Origin of the sequence: Metaclostridioides mangenotii (genome assembly GCF_018917235.1) — a bacterium.
Taxonomy (GTDB): Bacteria; Bacillota; Clostridia; order Peptostreptococcales; family Peptostreptococcaceae; genus Metaclostridioides.
In genome coordinates this window covers 25,885-44,607 of sequence record NZ_JAHLOF010000002.1, presented here as the reverse complement: position 1 = coordinate 44,607, position 18,723 = coordinate 25,885, and the positions used below count along the sequence as shown (strand labels likewise).

The following is an 18,723-nucleotide window of genomic DNA, read 5'->3' as shown; positions in this document are numbered from 1 at the left end:
TATGAATGAACCTTTAGTATCGATAATTACTCCTGTATATAATTCAGAGCAGTTTTTATCAGAGACGATAGAGTCAATCCAAAACCAAACGTACAAAAATTGGCAGCTTTTATTGATAGATGATTGTTCTACGGATAATTCAAGTAATATTATCAGGGAATATCAGGAGCATGACTCGAGAATTAAGTACATTAAGCTTAAGAGAAATTCAGGGGCTGCAGTTTCCAGAAACAAAGGTCTCAGATGTGCCGAGGGAAGATTTGTAGCGTTTGTAGATAGCGACGATTTGTGGAATAGCAGGAAGCTAGAAAAACAGGTCGGTCTTATGCTTAAAGAGAATATTGGATTCACATTTACATCGTATAGATATATGAAAGAAGACGGTACAAAAACTAATAAAGTGGCGAGATCGCCAGAAAAAATAGATTACGGCGGATTGTTAAAAAACACAATTATTGGATGTTCTACTGTTGTAATAGACAGAAATATCTTAGGTGATTTTGAAATGCCTTTAGTTAGGAGGGGCCAAGATACGGCAACTTGGCTGCAACTTCTAAAAAAAGAAAAATACGCTTATGGAATTTACGAAGATTTAGTTTACTATAGATTAGTAGGGAATTCTATATCTAGTAATAAATTTAAAGCATTAAAAAGAACTTGGAACACTTATAGAAATATAGAAAAACTCAGTCTACCTAAGAGTATGTACGTATTCTGCTTCTATGTGTACAATGCAATAAAAAAGAGAGTTTGAAAAATTTTAAACAAATAAAGTTTTAAATTTTAATATAATTCTCAAAAATTTCATATAAGTAGTTTAATATAATAAAATGTTGATATATATTTTGTTGAGAGACAAATAAGTAAATGAGAAGTTACATTAAAGAACAGCGTTTAAGTTTTAAGAAGTCGGAGGAAAGCACAATGAAAATAGCTATTGCTGGAACTGGATATGTTGGATTGGTTACAGGTGTATGTTTAGCTGAGGTTGGCAACGAAAATATTGTCTGTGTAGATGTAGATGAGAATAAAATAGAGAATATGAAGAAAGGGCATTCCCCTATATACGAAAAAGATTTGGAAAAGCTTATGGTTAAAAATTACAAAGCTGGAAGAATCGATTACACTACGGATTACAAGAGTGCCTATGAAGATGCCAATTTAATTATAATTGCTGTTGGTACTCCAGAGAGAAGTGACGGTTCTCCTAATTTAGATTACATTAAGACGGTTGCAAAACAGATAGCAGAAACTGTAGAAAATGATGTGTTAGTAGTAATTAAATCAACTGTTCCGATGGGAACTAATGAAGAAATAGAAGTGTATATAAAGAAGAATTTAAAAAACAAAAATATAAAAGTGGAATTAGCGTCAAATCCTGAGTTCTTATCCCAAGGTACTGCAGTTAGAGATATGTTACATGCCTCGAGAATAGTGCTTGGTGTTGAGAGTGATTGGGCGAGAGAGACTTTAGAGAGTATCTACAAAAAGTTTGATCAACCTATTATAGTAACAAACAGAAATAGTGCCGAGATGATAAAGTATGCCTCAAATGACTTTTTAGCTTTGAAAATATCTTTTATGAATGACATTGCTAACCTATGCGAGGTTGTCGGAGCAAATGTAGAAGATGTTGCTCTTGGCATGAGTTACGATGATAGAATAGGAAGTAAATTTTTAAAAGCCGGTATTGGATATGGGGGGTCATGTTTTCCAAAAGATACAAAGGCACTTCATTGGTTAGCTGAACACAATGGTCATGAGTTAAAAACTGTAAAGGCGGCTATTGAAGTAAATGAAAGTCAAAAACTAAAGCTCGTAAAAAAAGCATGCAAGCTAGTAGAGAGCTTTAAAGGAATAAAAGTAGCGGTATTAGGACTTACATATAAACCTGAGACTGATGATGTAAGAGAAGCTCCATCCATAGTAAATATACAGTATCTACTTGAAAGAGAAGCAGACGTTACGGCTTTTGATACAGTAGGTATTGAAAATTCAAAGAAGATATTTGGAGATTCTATAAATTACTCTACATCTATAGACGAAGCCATAAAAGACGCTGAGATATGTTTTATTATGACGGAGTGGAAAGAGGTAGTAAATTACGATATAAACAAGTACAAAGAGCTTATGAAAAGACCGTTGGTTTTAGATGGTAGAAACTGTTATAATCAAGAGGACATGAAAAATGCAGGAATAGAATATTATTCTATAGGAAGGTAGTTATTATGAAGACTATTTGTTATTTAGCTGATGGATCTAATCCGCATACGCTAAAGTATTGCAGTTTTTTTAAAGATAGAGGATACAAAATACATGTCATATCTCTAAACGGTGGACATATGGATGGTGTTGAAATACACGATTTGGGATCTAACGTAGAAGAAGTAAAGAATGAGAGTGCATTTAAGAAAACTGGGTATCTAGGGTATGTAAAAGAAGTGAAGAGACTTGTAAATCAAATAAAACCGGATATTTTGCATGCGCAATACGCTAGTAGCTACGGTCTAATAGGTAGTTTAGTTGGATATCATCCATTTATAGTTTCTGTATGGGGTACAGACATTTATGACTTCCCTAACAATGGATTTTTACAAAAGCAAATAATAAAGCATAATTTTAGAAAAGCCGATTATATTTTTTCAAATAGTAGAGATATGGCTAAAGAAGCCAATAAATATACGAATAAACATGTAGATGTGACTTTTTTCGGTGTTGATATGGATAAATTTAAACCTATTGAAGTTGAAAAAAGTGAAGGTTTTACAATTGGAATTATAAAAAGTTTAGAAAAAAAATACGGTATTGAGTATCTTATTAAAGCTTTTAAATATATTAAAGACGAGTACAAAGGTAAAAAGATGACTCTTAAAATAGGTGGTTCTGGGACTCAAAAAGAAAATTTAGAATCTTTGGCTAGAGAGCTTGGAGTTGAAAAAGACGTAATATTTTTAGGAAGAATCAATCCTGAAAACGTAGCTGAGACTTTTAATTCATTTGATGTAACTGTATTCCCATCACTTAGGGAAGGATTTGGAGTTGCCGCTATAGAATCTGAGGCCTGTGAAGTACCTGTTATTGTTACTAACGTTGGTGGGCATCCAGAGTCATTAGATAATGGAAAAACAGGTTTAATAGTAGAACCAAAAGATCCTGAAGGATTAAAAAACGCAATCATAAAAATTATGGAAGACGATGAACTTAGATTAAATATGGGTAAGGCAGGTAGACTGTTTGTAGGAGAAAATTACGAAGTCAATTCTAACTTTACAGATATCGGAAAAATATATGAAAATATATTAGATAAAAATAATAACAAAAAATAATAATGTATTTTGTAAGCTATGCTATAATTAGTATAGCTTTTATTGTTCAATTAAAAGTATTTAGTTAGAAATTAGGGATAAATTTATAAAAAATAAAAGTCTTTTAAGCATAATATAGATGCAAAGGAGGTTGTATATCAAAAATGGAAAGAAGATTTAGACTAAAGAGAGATAGCTCAATTGCAATACTGATGAGAAAACACAGGTTTAGACAGTTTATGTTGGTTTTATTCGATGCACTGTGTGTATTGATAGCTTTCGAAATGTCATTTAATCTTACAAAATCATCAAACGGATTTTTAATTAAAGGAAACTTTATTCCATTAATTGTGTATATTTTCCTTCATATTTTTACGTTCATTGTATTTAGGTGCTATAGTACACTTTGGAGATATGCAGGAGAAGAAGGAATAATATCGATTTTTACGGCTACGTTTGCATACTTGATACCTGTTATTTTAATTCACAAGATTTTTGGATACAATTATTCCGCACTATTTTATGCACTTAATACGATATTCGTAATAATGTTTACACTTGGTTATAGAATAACATATAGAGCGATAAAAATTATTGCTAATAAAACATCAATGATGGATGGAATATCAAATGTATTAATAATTGGAGCAGGTAATGCGGGAGAAATGGTAGTTCAGGAATTAAATAGAAACCCTAGATTAAGAAAATCACCTGTAGCGATAATAGACGATGATCCTGATAAAAAGGGTAGAGTAATTCACAATGTGAAAATAGTAGGTACTAGCAATGAAATTATTGAAATTGCTGAGAAATATAAAATAGATGAGATAATTTTCTCTATAGCTAATATTGATAAGCAGAAAAAAAAGGACATCTTAGATATATGCAAGAATACGAATTGTAAAGTAAAAACAATCCCGGGAATCTACGAAATTATTGACGGAAAAGTTAATGTTAAGCATATTAGGGATGTTAGAATTGAAGATTTATTGGGAAGAGAGCCTATAGAAGTTGACTATAAAGATATTAGTAACTATATAGAAGGTAAGAGTGTAATAGTAACAGGAGGGGGAGGATCCATTGGATCAGAGCTTTGCAGACAGATAGCAAGCTTCAGCCCTAATAAACTAATAATACTAGATAATTACGAAAATAATGCTTATGCAATTCAACAGGAGCTTGTCAGAAAATATGGGGACAATCTTGACTTAGTTGTTGTTATAGCATCAATAAGAGAGAAGAGAAGATTAGAAGAAATATTTGAAAAATACAGACCTGAGATAGTATTTCACGCAGCGGCACATAAACATGTACCTCTTATGGAATTTAGCCCAGGAGAAGCAATAAAAAATAATATATTTGGAACCCTTAATACAGCAAAAGTTGCATCTAAATACAATGCAAAGCGATTTGTACTTATTTCTACAGATAAAGCTGTGAACCCTACCAATATTATGGGGGCTACAAAAAGAGCTGCTGAAATGATTATACAAACTATGAACGAAGAGAGTGAGACAGAGTTTGTAGCTGTAAGATTTGGTAATGTATTAGGAAGTAATGGAAGTGTGATACCTCTTTTTAAAAAGCAAATAGAGGACGGCGGACCTGTAACTGTTACACATCCAATGATAATTAGATATTTTATGACGATCCCAGAAGCTGTAGGATTAGTTATTCAGGCTGGCGCTATGGCTAAAGGCGGAGAGATATTTGTTCTTGATATGGGTGAACCAGTAAAGATATTGGATTTAGCAAATAACTTAATTAAATTTAGTGGATTAGAACCAGGTGTAGATATTAAAATTAAGTTTACTGGACTTAGACCAGGTGAAAAACTCTATGAAGAATTGTTGATGTCTGAAGAAGGTCTTTTAGAAACTGAACATAAAAAAATATTTATTGGTAAGCCAATAAACATAAATAGAGATAAAATACTAAAAATTTTAAAAGAGTTACAAAAGGTTACAGAGGACGAAGAGACGGATAAAATAGATTATTTGATGAAATCATTGGTTACTACCTATATAAGTGCTGAGGAGGCAAATGAGAGGGAAATAGCTATAACTAAAATTGATGATTAGTTACAATTTCGTCTGAATTTATGAAAAAAAGATAAAAAACTGCTTAAAAAAAGAAACAATAACCCCTAAAAAAAGGAAAAATTACAAAAATGTTACAAAAATGGTTGCAATTTTTTTATTCATGAGTTAGAATATTAATTAGTTGTTTTGAGAAAGTAACAAATTTGTAAATAATAAATGGGGGAAATTTTAACTATGATAATCAAAAGCAAAAAGAATATGTTTAAAAAGACAATAGCTATGCTATTAATATCAGGATTCGTACTGATGGAAGGAATGGCAGTTCAAGCAAATGCAGCTGAGGCTACAGATAGTAAAGAGCCAGCTGCAATTGTAAATGAATGTGACTTTTTAAATATGAGAAATACTGCTGGAGTAAGTGGAAAAGTTGTAGGTAGAATAAACACTGGAGACAAAGTAGATGTTTTAGATATGCATTACAATGGATGGGTAAAAATTCACACAATTGATAATGTTACTGGTTGGGTAAACGGAAAATACTTAACTATAAAAGGTGGAACACCAAACAAAGGTAATAGTGACAAAATAGAAAATATACTAAACCTAGCTTATAAGCAACAAGGAAAGCCATATAGATGGGGTGCAACTGGACCTAACTCATTTGACTGCTCTGGATTAACTTCTTATGTATATAAAAACGGTGCTGGAATAACTCTACCAAGAGTATCTAGAAGTCAAGCTACAGTTGGAACTTATGTAAATAGAGCTAATTTACAACCAGGAGATTTAGTATTCTTCGGTTCTGGTAAGAGCATAACTCACGTTGGTATGTACGTTGGTGATCAAAAGTTCATACATTCACCACAAACAGGTGACGTAGTAAAAGTTAGTAAAATGGATACAGGAAGCTACTCTAAGAGATTTATAACAGCTAGACGTATAGTACAAAACTAATAAACTACAATAATATACAATTACAAATACATAGTTAAAAACAACTTAGAATATATACAGTAGAGATAGATATCTCTACTGTTTTTTATTTTATAAAAAATATAAAAATGATATATATAAGCAGCAATATACTTATTAAGCAAAAAATACTAAACAAAATATCAGTAATTTTATTACTATTTTGTTTGGTAAAAAAATATTTACATAAAAACATATAATGATAATGAAATTCATTTACAATAAAAAAGAAATATGATATAATTTTTTCAGGCTTAAAGTTATCGCGGCAAAATTTTCTAATACTAAGGAGAATGATAATTATGGCGAAAATGATGGGACCGAGATTTAAACAGTGTAGAAGACTAGGTCTTAATGTATGTGGACATCCAAAAGCAATGGATAGAGCTGCAAAAGGAACTTCTAGAGCAGATAAGAAATTATCTCCATACGGAATCCAACTACTAGAAAAACAAAGATTAAGAGCTTATTACGGAGTTTTAGAAAAACAATTTGTAAACTATGTAAAAAAAGCTAATAAATCTGAAGAATCTACAGGTACTGCACTTATTCAACTTTTAGAGTGTAGATTAGATAACTTGGTGTATAGACTAGGTTTTGCTATTTCAATAAGACAAGCTAGACAGATGGTTGTACATGGGCATATACTTGTAAATGGTAAGAGAGTAGACAGACCTTCATACGGAGTTTCTATTGGAGAAGTAATATCATTAAGAGAAAAGTCTCAAAGCAATACTATGTTTAAAGAAAGTTTTCAAATTAATGCCTTTAGCCAATATCCATATTTAAGCAAAGATTTAGATAGTTACTCAGGTGTGCTTATTAAGCGTCCAGAGAGACAAGAAGTACCAATCGAAATAAATGATATACTTGTTGTTGAGTACTATTCTAAACGCTTATAATAATGAATACATGCTATAAAATCCATAATTAAAGATTGCATATCTTTACGCCTCATATATAATCAATTTAAATTAAACTCTTCTAAAAAATCACGGACTGCACGCCGTGATTTTTTATTTCAATAATATACTGATACAATTAGATAAAAAAATGAAACGTTGTTCGAAAATTTGGAAAAAATCAAAATGTTGATATTTCAATAGTCGTATATACATATAAATCAAAAGAAACAAAGATATTACAGAATAGATGTAAAAAGTTACAAAAGAATTACAAAAAAGTCTTGTAATTTTTGTGTGAATAGTATAGAATCATATTTATGAATTTAAAAAGTAACAAAATAGTAACAAATAATCGGGTGCTTAAGAAAAGTAACAGAATGATTACTTTTAATATATGGGGGATAAGATGATTAACATAAAAAATAAAAAATTTAAAAAGTTAATAGCGGGAGTATTGATAGCAGGCTTTACACTTTTAGAAGGGCAAGTAATTGCTACTGCGGTTGAAACAGATTCTCAATCAATGGTATCTCAGACAAAAGAAAGTAGTGCTCAGCTTAATGATAGTATAGTGGCAGCAAATAAAGAAAAGAGCTCAAAAGTAAAGAAAGTTCTAGATTTAGCATATGAGCAACAAGGTAAACCATATAAGTGGGGAGCGACTGGGCCAGATTCATTTGACTGTTCAGGATTTACTACTTATGTTTACAAAAATGCAGCAGATGTATCACTTCCAAGGGTTTCTAGGGACCAGGCTAAAGCTGGTACAAAAGTAGAGAGAAACAACCTTAAAGAGGGGGATTTAGTATTCTTTGGTTCAGGGGGAAGTATAACTCACGTTGGGATGTACGTAGGTGATCAGAAATTTATACACTCACCACAAACTGGGGATGTAGTAAAGATTACAAGAATGGATACAGGAAGTTATTCAAATAGATTTATAACAGCAAGACGTATTATCCAAGAATAACAATTTAACTTAGTCAATGTTTTTAAAATTAATATATACCTTCTAAGAAAAACAGCAGAGAATATAATTCTCTGCTGTTTTAATTTGTGTTTATAAATGATTAACATAATTGATAAAAATATTAGTAATAATTGTAAATATTAATATTAATGTCATTAATTGACATATAATATAGAACTTGGTTATACTTAGTAAGTAAGTGTAACAAATTGGTTACAAATCAAGAAATAAAATAATTACAAAAGAAAAACAGGGGGAAATAATATGAAGAAAATAGAATCGATATTGTTGGCCTTTATCTTGGTATTCACATCAAGTGTAGCTGGCGTGTCTGCGCAGACAACTAAAAGTAATAAAGAGATGAGAGCAGCATGGATATCAACAGTATACAATATAGACTGGCCATCGACTAAAAACAATGAATCTAAGCAAAAACAAGAGTACATAAACTTACTAGATAAATTACAGAGTACGGGAATAAATACTGTTGTTGTTCAAGTAAGACCAAAATCAGATGCAATTTACAAATCAACTATAAATACTTGGTCTGAATACTTAACTGGTGTACAAGGTAAGGATCCCGGATACGATCCCCTTCCATTCTTAATAGAAGAGGCTCATAAGAGGGGAATGGAGTTTCATGCATGGTTTAACCCTTACAGAATTACTATGGCTGATGAGAGTTTAACAAAGCTTCCAGCAAATCACCCTGCAATTAAGAATCCAGGTTGGGTTGTAAAACACGGTAATAAATACTACTATAATCCAGGATTACCAGAAGTCAAAAAGTATATAGTAGATAGTGTAATGGAAGTTGTAAATAAATACGACATAGATGGCGTTCACTTCGATGATTATTTTTACCCAGGAGTAAGCTTTGACGATGCAGATGCATATTCTAAGTATGGAAATGGTGTAAACAAAGATGACTGGAGAAGAGAAAATGTCAATGACCTTTTAAGACAAGTAAAGGCAGCTGTAAAGGCATCTAAACCAAATGTGGTATTTGGTGTAAGCCCAGCAGGTATATGGAGAAACAAATCAGCATCAGAGCCTACAGGTTCAGACACTAGTGGAAATGAAAGCTATGTAGGTACATATGCAGATACAAGAGCTTGGATAAGACAAGGTCTTGTAGACTATGTTGTACCACAACTTTACTGGCCTATAGGTCTAAAAGCTGCTGACTATTCAAAATTAGTGGCATGGTGGGCAAATGAAGTTAAAGGAACAAACGTAGATCTATACATAGGACAAGGTATATACAAACAAGGACAGAGTAGCTATGGTGGGCAAAATATAGCGAAAGAAATTGTTCAACAAGTAGAATTAAATAGAAAGTACCCAGAGATAAAGGGAAGTATGTATTTCTCAGCGAAAGATATTATTAATAGCACGTCATTACAGAATGATTTAAAGAAACTTTATCCCAAAGATGAAGAAGTAGCTCCTGAAAATGTAAAAGTTGAAAAGTTAGAAGGGGATACTAGATACGAAACGGCAGTAGAAATAAGTAAAAAAGGTTGGGCAAATGGATCTGACACAGTAGTATTAGTAAATGGTTATTCAATAGTAGATGGAATTACTTCTACGCCTCTAGCGACAACTAATGAAGCACCAACTCTTCTAGTTGAAAAGGATAAGGTGGCTACTTCAACAACAAATGAATTAAAGAGATTAAACCCTAAACATGTAATACTGATAGGTGGAGAAAATTCAATAGGGACTAAAGTAGAAAGTGTTATTAAAGATCTAGGTTCTGATATAACAATAGATAGAGTTGGAGGATCAGATAGATATGAGACATCTTTATTGATTGCAGAGAAAGTTGCAGAAAAGAACGATGTAAATAAAGTATATGTAACAAGTGGAATAGGAGAGGCTGATTCATTATCTATAGCTTCAAAAGCTGGAGCAGAAAAACAGCCAATAGTTTTAGCATCAAAAGATGATATAAACAGTGGAATTTATGATTGGATTAAAGATAAAGAAGTTAAAGATGCATACTTTATAGGAGGAACAGCAAGTCTTTCTGATAAGGTAATCTCTAAAGTAGATTCTATCGTGTCATCTGATGTTTCTAAGAATAGAATAGCAGGTAGCGATAGACAAGAAACAAATGCAAAAGTTATAGAGAAGTTCTATCCAGAGCAAACATATAGTTCAGTTTATGTAAGCAAGAGCGATCAGTTAGTTGATGCGCTTACCGCCGGACCATTAGCAGCGAAAACAAATTCACCTGTAGTATTACTTGGCAACAGCGTAAGTACAACACAAAGTACCGTATTAGATGCTAAAAAATCTGATTTAGTGTACGAAATTGGCGGAGGTATAAATAGAACTGCCTTAATTAGATTGTTAAATTTAATTGCTTAAACAAAGAAGCACTTTGAAGATAATTTCTTCAAAGTGCTTTTAATTTACTTGATTAGCTTAAATTTATTATTTGATTTTAACTTACTCATTACTTGAGTTGTACTCTTTGTCTTCAAATATAAAATCGTGTAGTATGCTTAGTGAATCCTCTTCAAATCTCAGAACCCATCCAGCACTTCCGTAAATACCGCCTGTACTGTGGACTCCATCATCAATAGGGAATTCAAATTGCTTAATATTAAAGTTTCCTATTTTAAGGACCTCTGTTCCTAGAGCAAGTATTTCGTTAGGTTTCATATTTGTCTTAACATATGGTAAAACAGAGTTCATAAGCTGAGGATATTTAGTAACTGAAAGATCTTTAACTGAGGTTAGTATGCTTTGCATAACCTCTCTCTGTCTTTTATCTCTTTCAAAGGCTGTGTCATTGTGTCTAATACGTGTGAATGATAGAGCTTGGTAACCGTTTAAAGTTTGCTCTCCTGATTTCTTAATATACTCAATGTCGCCTTTTTCGTTGCCTTTGTACCACTCATAAGTTTCTGGAATAAATTTATTCAGCTCTTTTATATATCCCTTTTCAACATTAACCTTAACCCCACCTAAAGTATCGATTATATACATAAAAGATTCAAAGTCTACAGTTGCGTAGTAATTGATGTCTATCTCAAAGTTCTGTTCGATAGTTTCGATTAATAAATCTGATCCTCCATAGACATTTGCATGTGTCAATTTTTGATTGCCATGACCCGGTATATCTACATAAGAGTCACGTGCAAGAGATGTTAGTTTGACACTTCCATGCTTGCCGTCGATTGTCAATATCATCATAGCGTCCGATCTAGATTTTTCTTCATCTGGCCTCGCATCTGTACCCATTAATAAGATATTAGTTATTCCTTCCTCGTACTTGTAGTTCAAATTGTCTAGCGCAGAATTCCCTATACTAGAATCGTGTATCATAGATAATTTATAATAAAAATATCCATATACTCCTGCTGGGAACGCTACAACAAGAATTGCCAGGAAGACAACGAATTTCTTAAGTTTTGACATATATATCCCTTCTTTCTGATTTTTCGTGGGTTTTAACAACGTACACCTAATTATAATAAAGTATGAGAATTTATTCAATAGAATATTTTGTAGCCCAATATGAATAATATATGAAAAAACAAAAAATATTCTATTTTTTATGTTTTTAAATAAAAAAAGGTAGACAAAAATGTCTACCTAAGTATTGTTGTTTTAATTTTATTCACCTTTATTATATTCAACATCTTTAAATATAAAATCGTGAAGTACTTCTAAATCTTCTGAGTCAAATGGAATTACGAAGCCCGAATTTCCAATTTTTCTTCCTTTGTCTATATCCATAGGGAATTCTAGCGACTTGAGATCCAGATTTCCGATACCTATAAGTTGTGTGCCAAGTGCTATCATTGTGTTAGGACTCATATTTGTCTTAACGTATGGTAGTAGCGAATTAGCAAGTCCAGGATATTTATTCTTAGGCAGATTTTTAGCCTCATTTATTAAAGCTTGTATTACATCTCTCTGTCTTCTATCTCTTTCTGCAGTACTATCGTTCTTTCTAATTCTAGAGAATGAAAGAGCCTGATACCCGTTAAGTTTTTGTTTACCAGAGTTTTGGATGTATTCAATTGGACCTTTATCCTTATTTTTAGACCATCTGTAAGTTTCTGGTATAAACTTGTTCAATTCTCTTATTTCGCTTTGTTTAACTTCGACTTCGACCCCACCTAATGCATCTATTACATCTATAAATGAATTAAAGTCTACAGTTGCATAGTGTTGTATATCTAGCTCAAAGTTTTGTTCAATAGTGTCTATAAGTAGTTCTGCTTCACCGTAAACATATGCGTGAGTAAGTTTTTGTTCACCGTGACCAGGAATCTCAACAAATGTATCTCTATTAAGTGATGTTAACTTTAGACTCTTGTTTTTATTGTCTATAGTAAGTATCATCATTGCATCTGATCTAGATTTATCTTCTCCAGGTCTTGCATCTGTACCAAGAAGTAAAATATTTGTAATACTTTTTTCACTCTTGTAATCATTGCTATTTAAAGAACCAATATTTATACTATTGTCTTGTATTGTTTTTAATTTAAAATAAACGTATCCATATATGCTAGCTGGAAAGGCTACAACTAATATAGTCAAAAATGCCACCAGCTTTTTTAATCCAGACAAAAAATTTCCACCTCTCTAATTGAATATACACGTCTTCTCAACGCTCATACAGTTACCACAGTTAATACATTTTGGTTTATACGAGTTGTTTTTCTCGTATGATTTTATCAATTTCGGCTCGCGTATAAGTGGCCTTGCCATAGAGAAGTATTCAATATTTGTATTGTTTAAAATATTATTCATGTTCTCTAAAGTTCTATTGCCGCCTACAAGTATCACTGGACATTTTACAGTTGAAGCGACCCTAGAAGCATCTTCTTTAAAATACGACTCGCCTTTAAATTTATAAAACTCGCCTCCACTAACTTCTATAGAATCAATACCAATTTTGTCCAATTCATTTGAAACGTAAATACAGTCTTCAATTGTAGCTCCTCCATCTCTATTGTCGCTGCTATTGATCTTGATACCTACATGAAAGTCGTCTCCAACACTTTTTCTAACTGCTTTGTAAACATCGAGAATTATTCTAGATCTATTTTCAATAGATCCACCGTACTCATCTGTTCTTCTGTTGTGGTAAGGATCTAAAAATTGGCTTAACAGGTACCCGTGTGCTCCGTGTATTTGCACTCCATCAAAATCAGCTTTTTTACATCTTAAAGCTGCAGTTGCAAACAAATTTACTATATTATCAATATCGTCTTTATCCATTTCTTTAGGTACCGTACCTTTATATATATTTGGAACACTGGATGGACCTAAAATTGTTCTCGTTTTTGTATTGTAGTTTGTACTAGAGCCACCGTATACAATTTGCATCATTATCTTTGAACCTCTGTTATGTACTGTTTCAACTAATTTTTTGTAGCTTTTTATTAAAGAATCATCATATATACCTAACATTCTAGGGTTAGGTTGTTCATCTTTAGTTATATATGCATAACTAGTAATAATAAGACCTACTTCTCCATCAGCTAGATCACTGTATAGTTCTAATATTTCATTATCAATTTCGCCATTTTCTTTAGCTCGATTTTCCCATGTAGCAGATCTTACAAATCTATTTCTTAAACTCATATTTTTCATTGATGTTTTATCAAATAAATTTTTCATCAATCTTCCTCCAATATATAAAAAAATCTATATTAATATAGTTTACTACACATTTATTCTTTGTTAAACGTATTTTGTAATAATTTAATAAATTATAGTGATTAATATAGTAAATTTGTGACAATAATGGGTATAAGAGGTGATTTTAAATGAGAATACCAAAACATGTTGGAATAATACCAGATGGGAATAGACGTTGGGCTACTAATAAAGGGATGACAAAGGACAAAGGATATATAAGTGGAATTGACCCAGGACTCGAAGCTTATAGGTACTGTAGAGATAGTGGATGCGATGAAGTTACATTTTACGGATTTACAACAGATAATACGAGAAGACCTGCAGATCAAACCAAGGCATTTACAGATGCTTGTATAAAGGCAGCAAATATACTATTAGATGAAGGGGCTGCGCTATTAGTTTTAGGTAATACTAGCTCGCCTATGTTTCCAGAAGAATTGCTTCCTTATACAAATAGAATAGAGGCAAGAGAAAATCAAATTAAGGCAAATTTACTTGTTAATTATGGATGGTACTGGGATGTCAATAATATTGCAGGTGCCCAGGGCATAAATAAGAACAATATACAAGATCATATACAATCTTCTGACGTGTCTAGATTGGACCTTATTATTAGATGGGGTGGAAGAAGAAGATTAAGTGGATTTTTACCTATCCAGTCAATTTATGCAGACTTTTACATTATCGACAATTTCTGGCCAGACTTTGAGAAGGACCAAATAAAAGAGGCTTTTGGTTGGTATGATACACAAGATATAACTTTAGGTGGATAAAATCTGCATTTTTAGAGCTTTTTAGTAAGATATCGTGTTGAAAAAAATTGCTCTTGGTGATAAAATATCATTAATATATCTTTATTATTTAGAAAATAAAGATTAATACAAAATTACTAAATTTTATAACTGAGAAGGGTGTTGGGATGTCAGAGAAGAAAAGCGACAACTTGAGGGGGAAAACTTCAAAGGGAAGAAAGAAAAAAAGAATAAATAAAAAGAAGTTATTGCTAGTAATTTTGATTACTGTTTTCTTTGTGTTTTGTATGTTTAAGGCATCTCAAGGTGTATCGGCGCTTATAAAGAATTACAACAAGGCTGCTCAAAAGACAGATCAAAAAGTTAAGTCAGATGAACAATTTGACTTAGGCGATGAAGAAGAAAATAAAAATAAGAAATTTACTGTCCTGATAGATCCTGGTCATGGGGGAAATGACAAAGGAACCCAGAGTAAACAAGACGAAAATATTTATGAAAAGGATTTGAACCTTGAAATTGCAAAGAAAGTCGCGAATAAACTCTCTAGGCAAAAAGATGTACAAGTATTGGTTACAAGATCAGATGATAAGTATGTGAGCTTGGATGAAAGAGTAAATACAGCAAAGAAAAACTCAGTTGATGCATTGGTGTCGATCCATTTAAATGCACAAGAAGGTGAAACTACAGCTACTGGCATTGAGACCTGGTACAGGGCTGGAGCAACAGATGGTTCAAAAAAACTAGCGGAAAGTGTACAACAGACAATGTTATCTTATGTAAAAGAAAAAGATAGGGGTATATTAGAAAATAACTTTGAGGTTTTAAGAGATTCAGATATGCCAGCCATATTGGTAGAATGTGGATTCTTAACAAATCCTCAAGATGAAAAGAAGTTATTAGACAAAAAGCATCAAGATCAATTAGCAGAAGGTATTATTCAAGGAATACTATCATTTTTAGATAATAAACAGACAAAATAATTAATAATTTGTATTGAGAAAGTTGATTTTAACATAATCAGCTTTTTTGTTATCTATGAAGAGTTTTGATTGGAGGGCAAGATGCACGGGGATAGAAATTACAATAAGGAAGATGACTTTATTGTATCTTATAACTATGAACAGGGATTAGATGAGGGGATAAGAAAAAGTTCAGGGGTATATTATACACCTAAATTTATTGTTGAATACATTATGGAAAAAACTTTATATAAACATGATATTATAGAAAATCCATACCCAAAGGTATTTGATCTTTCATGTGGATGCGGTAATTTTTTATTAGTTGCCTACGATGTACTATACAGTAAGTTCAAAGAAAATTTAGAAAGACTTTCTAACATATATGGTGAAAACTATTGGAATGAAGCAAATATTCACAACCACATAATAAAAAACTGCCTTTATGGTACTGATATAGACAGTGAAGCTATTAATATACTCAGAAAGTCACTATCAAATAAAACTAATGTTAACTATGAAGAAAGTATTTATAAAAAAAATATTCTCTGTATTGATGCTCTCAACTACGATTGTGATTATAAATTTGATTACATAATAGGAAACCCACCATATGTGGGTCATAAAAATATTGATAAAGAGTACAGGGAATTTTTAAGTCAAAATTATAGCGAAGTCTATAAGGATAAGTCGGATTTATACTTTTGCTTTATTAAAAGGATCGTAGAGCTATTATCTGATTGTGGAAAGAGCAGTATAATAACACCTAGGTATTTTTTGGAAAGCCCTTCAGCTAAGGATTTAAGAAAATATATAGATGAAAATATATCTATAGAAGAGTGTGTGGATTTTTTAGGAGCTAATATTTTTAAAAATGTTGGTATTTCAAGTTGTATACTCACATTTAATAAACAAAACCAAAAAAAATTTGACGATGTATATAGGACTTTAGACGAAGATATAGACATAAAAAAAATAAAAAAGCTTTCTATTTACATAAAAAGCGATAAATTTGAGCACTTAAAGATTAAGAGAAGCTATCAAGATGGAGATTGGATTATTGTTGATGAAGATAGTGAAAAATTTTACACAATGATTCAAAATAAATGCACTTATGAACTTGGTGATATCGTTGAAAGTTTTCAGGGTGTAATAACGGGCTGCGATAAAGCATTTATTTACAATAGAGAGGATAAAAGGCTAGATAAAGTAAATAACAGATTTATTAAAAAATGGGTGAAAAATAAAAACATACAGAAATACTGTGTTGATTCTAGTGAATTCAGACTAGTTTACTCAAATGCAATTGAAGATGGGGAGGAACTAGACTATTTTAAATCTATAATAAATGAATACAAAGAGAAATTGGAGAACAGAAGAGAGTGTAAAAAGAGTATTAGAAAATGGTATGAGTTGCAATGGGGTAGAAGTGAAGAGTTATTTGAAAGGGTCAAAATTATGTACCCATATAAATCGAGAGAAAATAAATTCGCAATCGATTACGACTTCAACTTCTCAAGTGCAGATGTTTATTCATTCTCAATAAAAGAGGAGTATTTAGATGAATTTTCATATGAGTATCTGGTAGGAATTTTAAATTCTAGTGTTTATGATAAGTATTATAAAATTACTGCCAAAAAAATGAGTAGAGGTATATACGATTACTATCCAAATAAAGTATTAAAGATGAAAATTTTTAAAGGAGAAAACTACAAAAAAATAGAATCTTTATCTAAGGAAATAATTTTTGAGATAAAACACAAATCTCAACACCGTATTCAAAATACTGAATACTTAAAGAGTGAATTAGATGAATTAATACTAGAGTCTCTGTGTTTAGAAAAGATAAATATGGTAAAATATAATTCTTAAATGTATTTATAAATCAAAAAAAGCTTAAATTTAGTAGGTGATGATATGAGAGGATTAGTACTAGAAGGTGGAGGTACAAAAGGAGCATACCAAATAGGAGCATATAAGGCTTTCAAATCATTAGGTATGGAGTTTCAAGGAGTATCTGGTACATCGATAGGAGCATTAAATGGAGCGTATATTGTTCAAGATAATATTGAAATTATGGAGGATATTTGGCTAAACTACGATTATACATACTTTATGAACATCGACGAAGAAAGCTATGAAAAAATCAAAGACATAACTTTTTCTACCAAAAATTTTAATAGCGTTTTAGAACTTATGAATAAGGCTAGAAAAAATCAAGGTATAGATATTACACCTTTGAGATCACTGCTAGAAAAAACTTTAGATGAAAAAATACTTAGAGATTCATATAAAGACTTTGGTCTTGTTACAGTTTACTGGGATAAAAGATTAAATCCTCATCAACTTTATATAGAGGATATACCAGAAGGTAGATTAATTGACTATCTAATAGCAAGCTCTAGTCTACCTATATTCCAGATGAATAAAATGGATGATAGACTGTATCTTGATGGAATGTTTTCAGACAACATACCAGTAGGTTTACTAAAAGATAAAGGATATGAAGATATAGTTGTAATACGACTTGTAGATGATATTATTGGAAAAATGAATTTAAATAAATATCATGATATAAATATTAAAACTATAATTCCATCTGAATATTTAGGCGGTTCTCTAAATAAAGATAAAGATAGTGTTGAGAAAAATATAAATTTAGGATATCTTGATACTATGAAAGCATATGGTAGATGCAATGGTGTTAATTATTTTTTTGATGTAGAGTACAAGTACGACGATGATTATTGTTTCGAAATGTTTAGAAGATTGGACAAAGAAACAATTGAAAATTTATGTATTCTTTTAAATATTAGAAAAGATCCTAATTTGAGAACGCTTATGGAAGTAGTAATACCAAAAGTGGGAGATATAGTAGGTTTACCGAAAAGCTTTTCATATCAAGATTTATTTTATCGTATATATGAAACTAAGCTTGAAGAGAATAGTGTTAATAGAGTTCAATTATACGATTTTAATAAAGTGCTAAATATTGTTAATGCAAACATTGATTCAAATAATGACATAATATCAAGTTTTGGATCTAAACCTATAATACCGAAAAATATAAGTCTTTTAAAAAAGAATAAAACATCAAAATTGTTGGTTAACAATATAATTAAAGGTATTAGTGGTAAGTGTAAATAGA

15 protein-coding genes are annotated in these 18,723 nt (G+C 31.4%); 12 read left to right on the top strand and 3 right to left on the bottom strand.

The genetic code is table 11. The annotated features are described in order from the left end of the window. Position 1: 1 nt before the first annotated feature. The 8 genes from KQI18_RS03525 to KQI18_RS03490 all read left to right on the top strand — a co-directional run bounded on the left by KQI18_RS03525 (position 2) and on the right by KQI18_RS03490 (position 10,570). Positions 2-754 carry a glycosyltransferase family 2 protein gene (locus tag KQI18_RS03525; protein WP_216466292.1) on the top strand — a complete coding sequence of 251 codons (753 nt, stop codon included), beginning with the start codon at positions 2-4 and terminating at the stop codon, positions 752-754. 170 nt (positions 755-924) lie between these two features. Beyond that, positions 925-2,223 (top strand): UDP-glucose dehydrogenase family protein, encoded by a 1,299-nt coding sequence (locus KQI18_RS03520; RefSeq protein WP_216466291.1) that lies wholly within the window; start codon positions 925-927, stop codon positions 2,221-2,223. 5 nt (positions 2,224-2,228) lie between these two features. Continuing rightward, complete coding sequence (locus KQI18_RS03515; RefSeq protein ID WP_216466290.1) at positions 2,229-3,326, top strand: glycosyltransferase family 4 protein; 1,098 nt, start codon at positions 2,229-2,231, stop codon at positions 3,324-3,326. Positions 3,327-3,469: 143 nt separating this feature from the next. Beyond that, positions 3,470-5,386: a nucleoside-diphosphate sugar epimerase/dehydratase gene (locus KQI18_RS03510; protein ID WP_216466289.1), complete on the top strand. Its 1,917-nt coding sequence runs from the start codon at positions 3,470-3,472 to the stop codon at positions 5,384-5,386. A gap of 195 nt (positions 5,387-5,581) precedes the next feature. Beyond that, positions 5,582-6,301, top strand: coding sequence for a C40 family peptidase (locus KQI18_RS03505; RefSeq protein ID WP_216466288.1), 720 nt, complete (start codon positions 5,582-5,584; stop codon positions 6,299-6,301). Between the two features lie 320 nt (positions 6,302-6,621). Then, the gene (rpsD, locus tag KQI18_RS03500; RefSeq protein WP_216466287.1) at positions 6,622-7,221 is read left to right on the top strand and encodes a 30S ribosomal protein S4; all 600 of its coding nucleotides are present in this window, start codon (positions 6,622-6,624) and stop codon (positions 7,219-7,221) included. 409 nt (positions 7,222-7,630) lie between these two features. Continuing rightward, the gene (locus KQI18_RS03495; protein ID WP_236887635.1) at positions 7,631-8,194 is read left to right on the top strand and encodes a C40 family peptidase; all 564 of its coding nucleotides are present in this window, start codon (positions 7,631-7,633) and stop codon (positions 8,192-8,194) included. Positions 8,195-8,458: 264 nt separating this feature from the next. Further along, entirely contained in the window at positions 8,459-10,570 is a 2,112-nt protein-coding gene (locus KQI18_RS03490; protein WP_216466285.1) for a family 10 glycosylhydrolase, read from the top strand. Positions 10,571-10,651: 81 nt separating this feature from the next. On the opposite strand, the gene KQI18_RS03485 is transcribed toward KQI18_RS03490, so the two are convergent. From KQI18_RS03485 to KQI18_RS03475, 3 genes are all read right to left on the bottom strand, one after another. After that, positions 10,652-11,626, bottom strand: coding sequence for an LCP family protein (locus KQI18_RS03485; protein WP_216466284.1), 975 nt, complete (start codon positions 11,624-11,626; stop codon positions 10,652-10,654). 198 nt (positions 11,627-11,824) lie between these two features. After that, complete coding sequence (locus KQI18_RS03480) at positions 11,825-12,787, bottom strand: LCP family protein (protein ID WP_216466283.1); 963 nt, start codon at positions 12,785-12,787, stop codon at positions 11,825-11,827. A 15-nt stretch (positions 12,788-12,802) separates the two neighbouring features. Continuing rightward, positions 12,803-13,843, bottom strand: coding sequence for an NADH:flavin oxidoreductase (locus tag KQI18_RS03475; protein WP_216466282.1), 1,041 nt, complete (start codon positions 13,841-13,843; stop codon positions 12,803-12,805). Positions 13,844-13,992: 149 nt separating this feature from the next. Here KQI18_RS03475 and KQI18_RS03470 point away from each other — a divergent pair, with 149 nt between their 5' ends. The 4 genes from KQI18_RS03470 to KQI18_RS03455 all read left to right on the top strand — a co-directional run bounded on the left by KQI18_RS03470 (position 13,993) and on the right by KQI18_RS03455 (position 18,722). Next, positions 13,993-14,637 (top strand): undecaprenyl diphosphate synthase family protein, encoded by a 645-nt coding sequence (locus KQI18_RS03470; protein WP_216466281.1) that lies wholly within the window; start codon positions 13,993-13,995, stop codon positions 14,635-14,637. Positions 14,638-14,783: 146 nt separating this feature from the next. Beyond that, positions 14,784-15,596, top strand: coding sequence for an N-acetylmuramoyl-L-alanine amidase family protein (locus tag KQI18_RS03465; RefSeq protein ID WP_216466280.1), 813 nt, complete (start codon positions 14,784-14,786; stop codon positions 15,594-15,596). Between the two features lie 81 nt (positions 15,597-15,677). Further along, a complete protein-coding gene (locus KQI18_RS03460; RefSeq protein ID WP_216466279.1) occupies positions 15,678-17,447 on the top strand; it encodes an Eco57I restriction-modification methylase domain-containing protein in 1,770 nt (589 codons plus the stop codon). A 45-nt stretch (positions 17,448-17,492) separates the two neighbouring features. After that, positions 17,493-18,722 carry a patatin-like phospholipase family protein gene (locus KQI18_RS03455; RefSeq protein ID WP_216466278.1) on the top strand — a complete coding sequence of 410 codons (1,230 nt, stop codon included), beginning with the start codon at positions 17,493-17,495 and terminating at the stop codon, positions 18,720-18,722. Position 18,723: the final 1 nt, after the last annotated feature.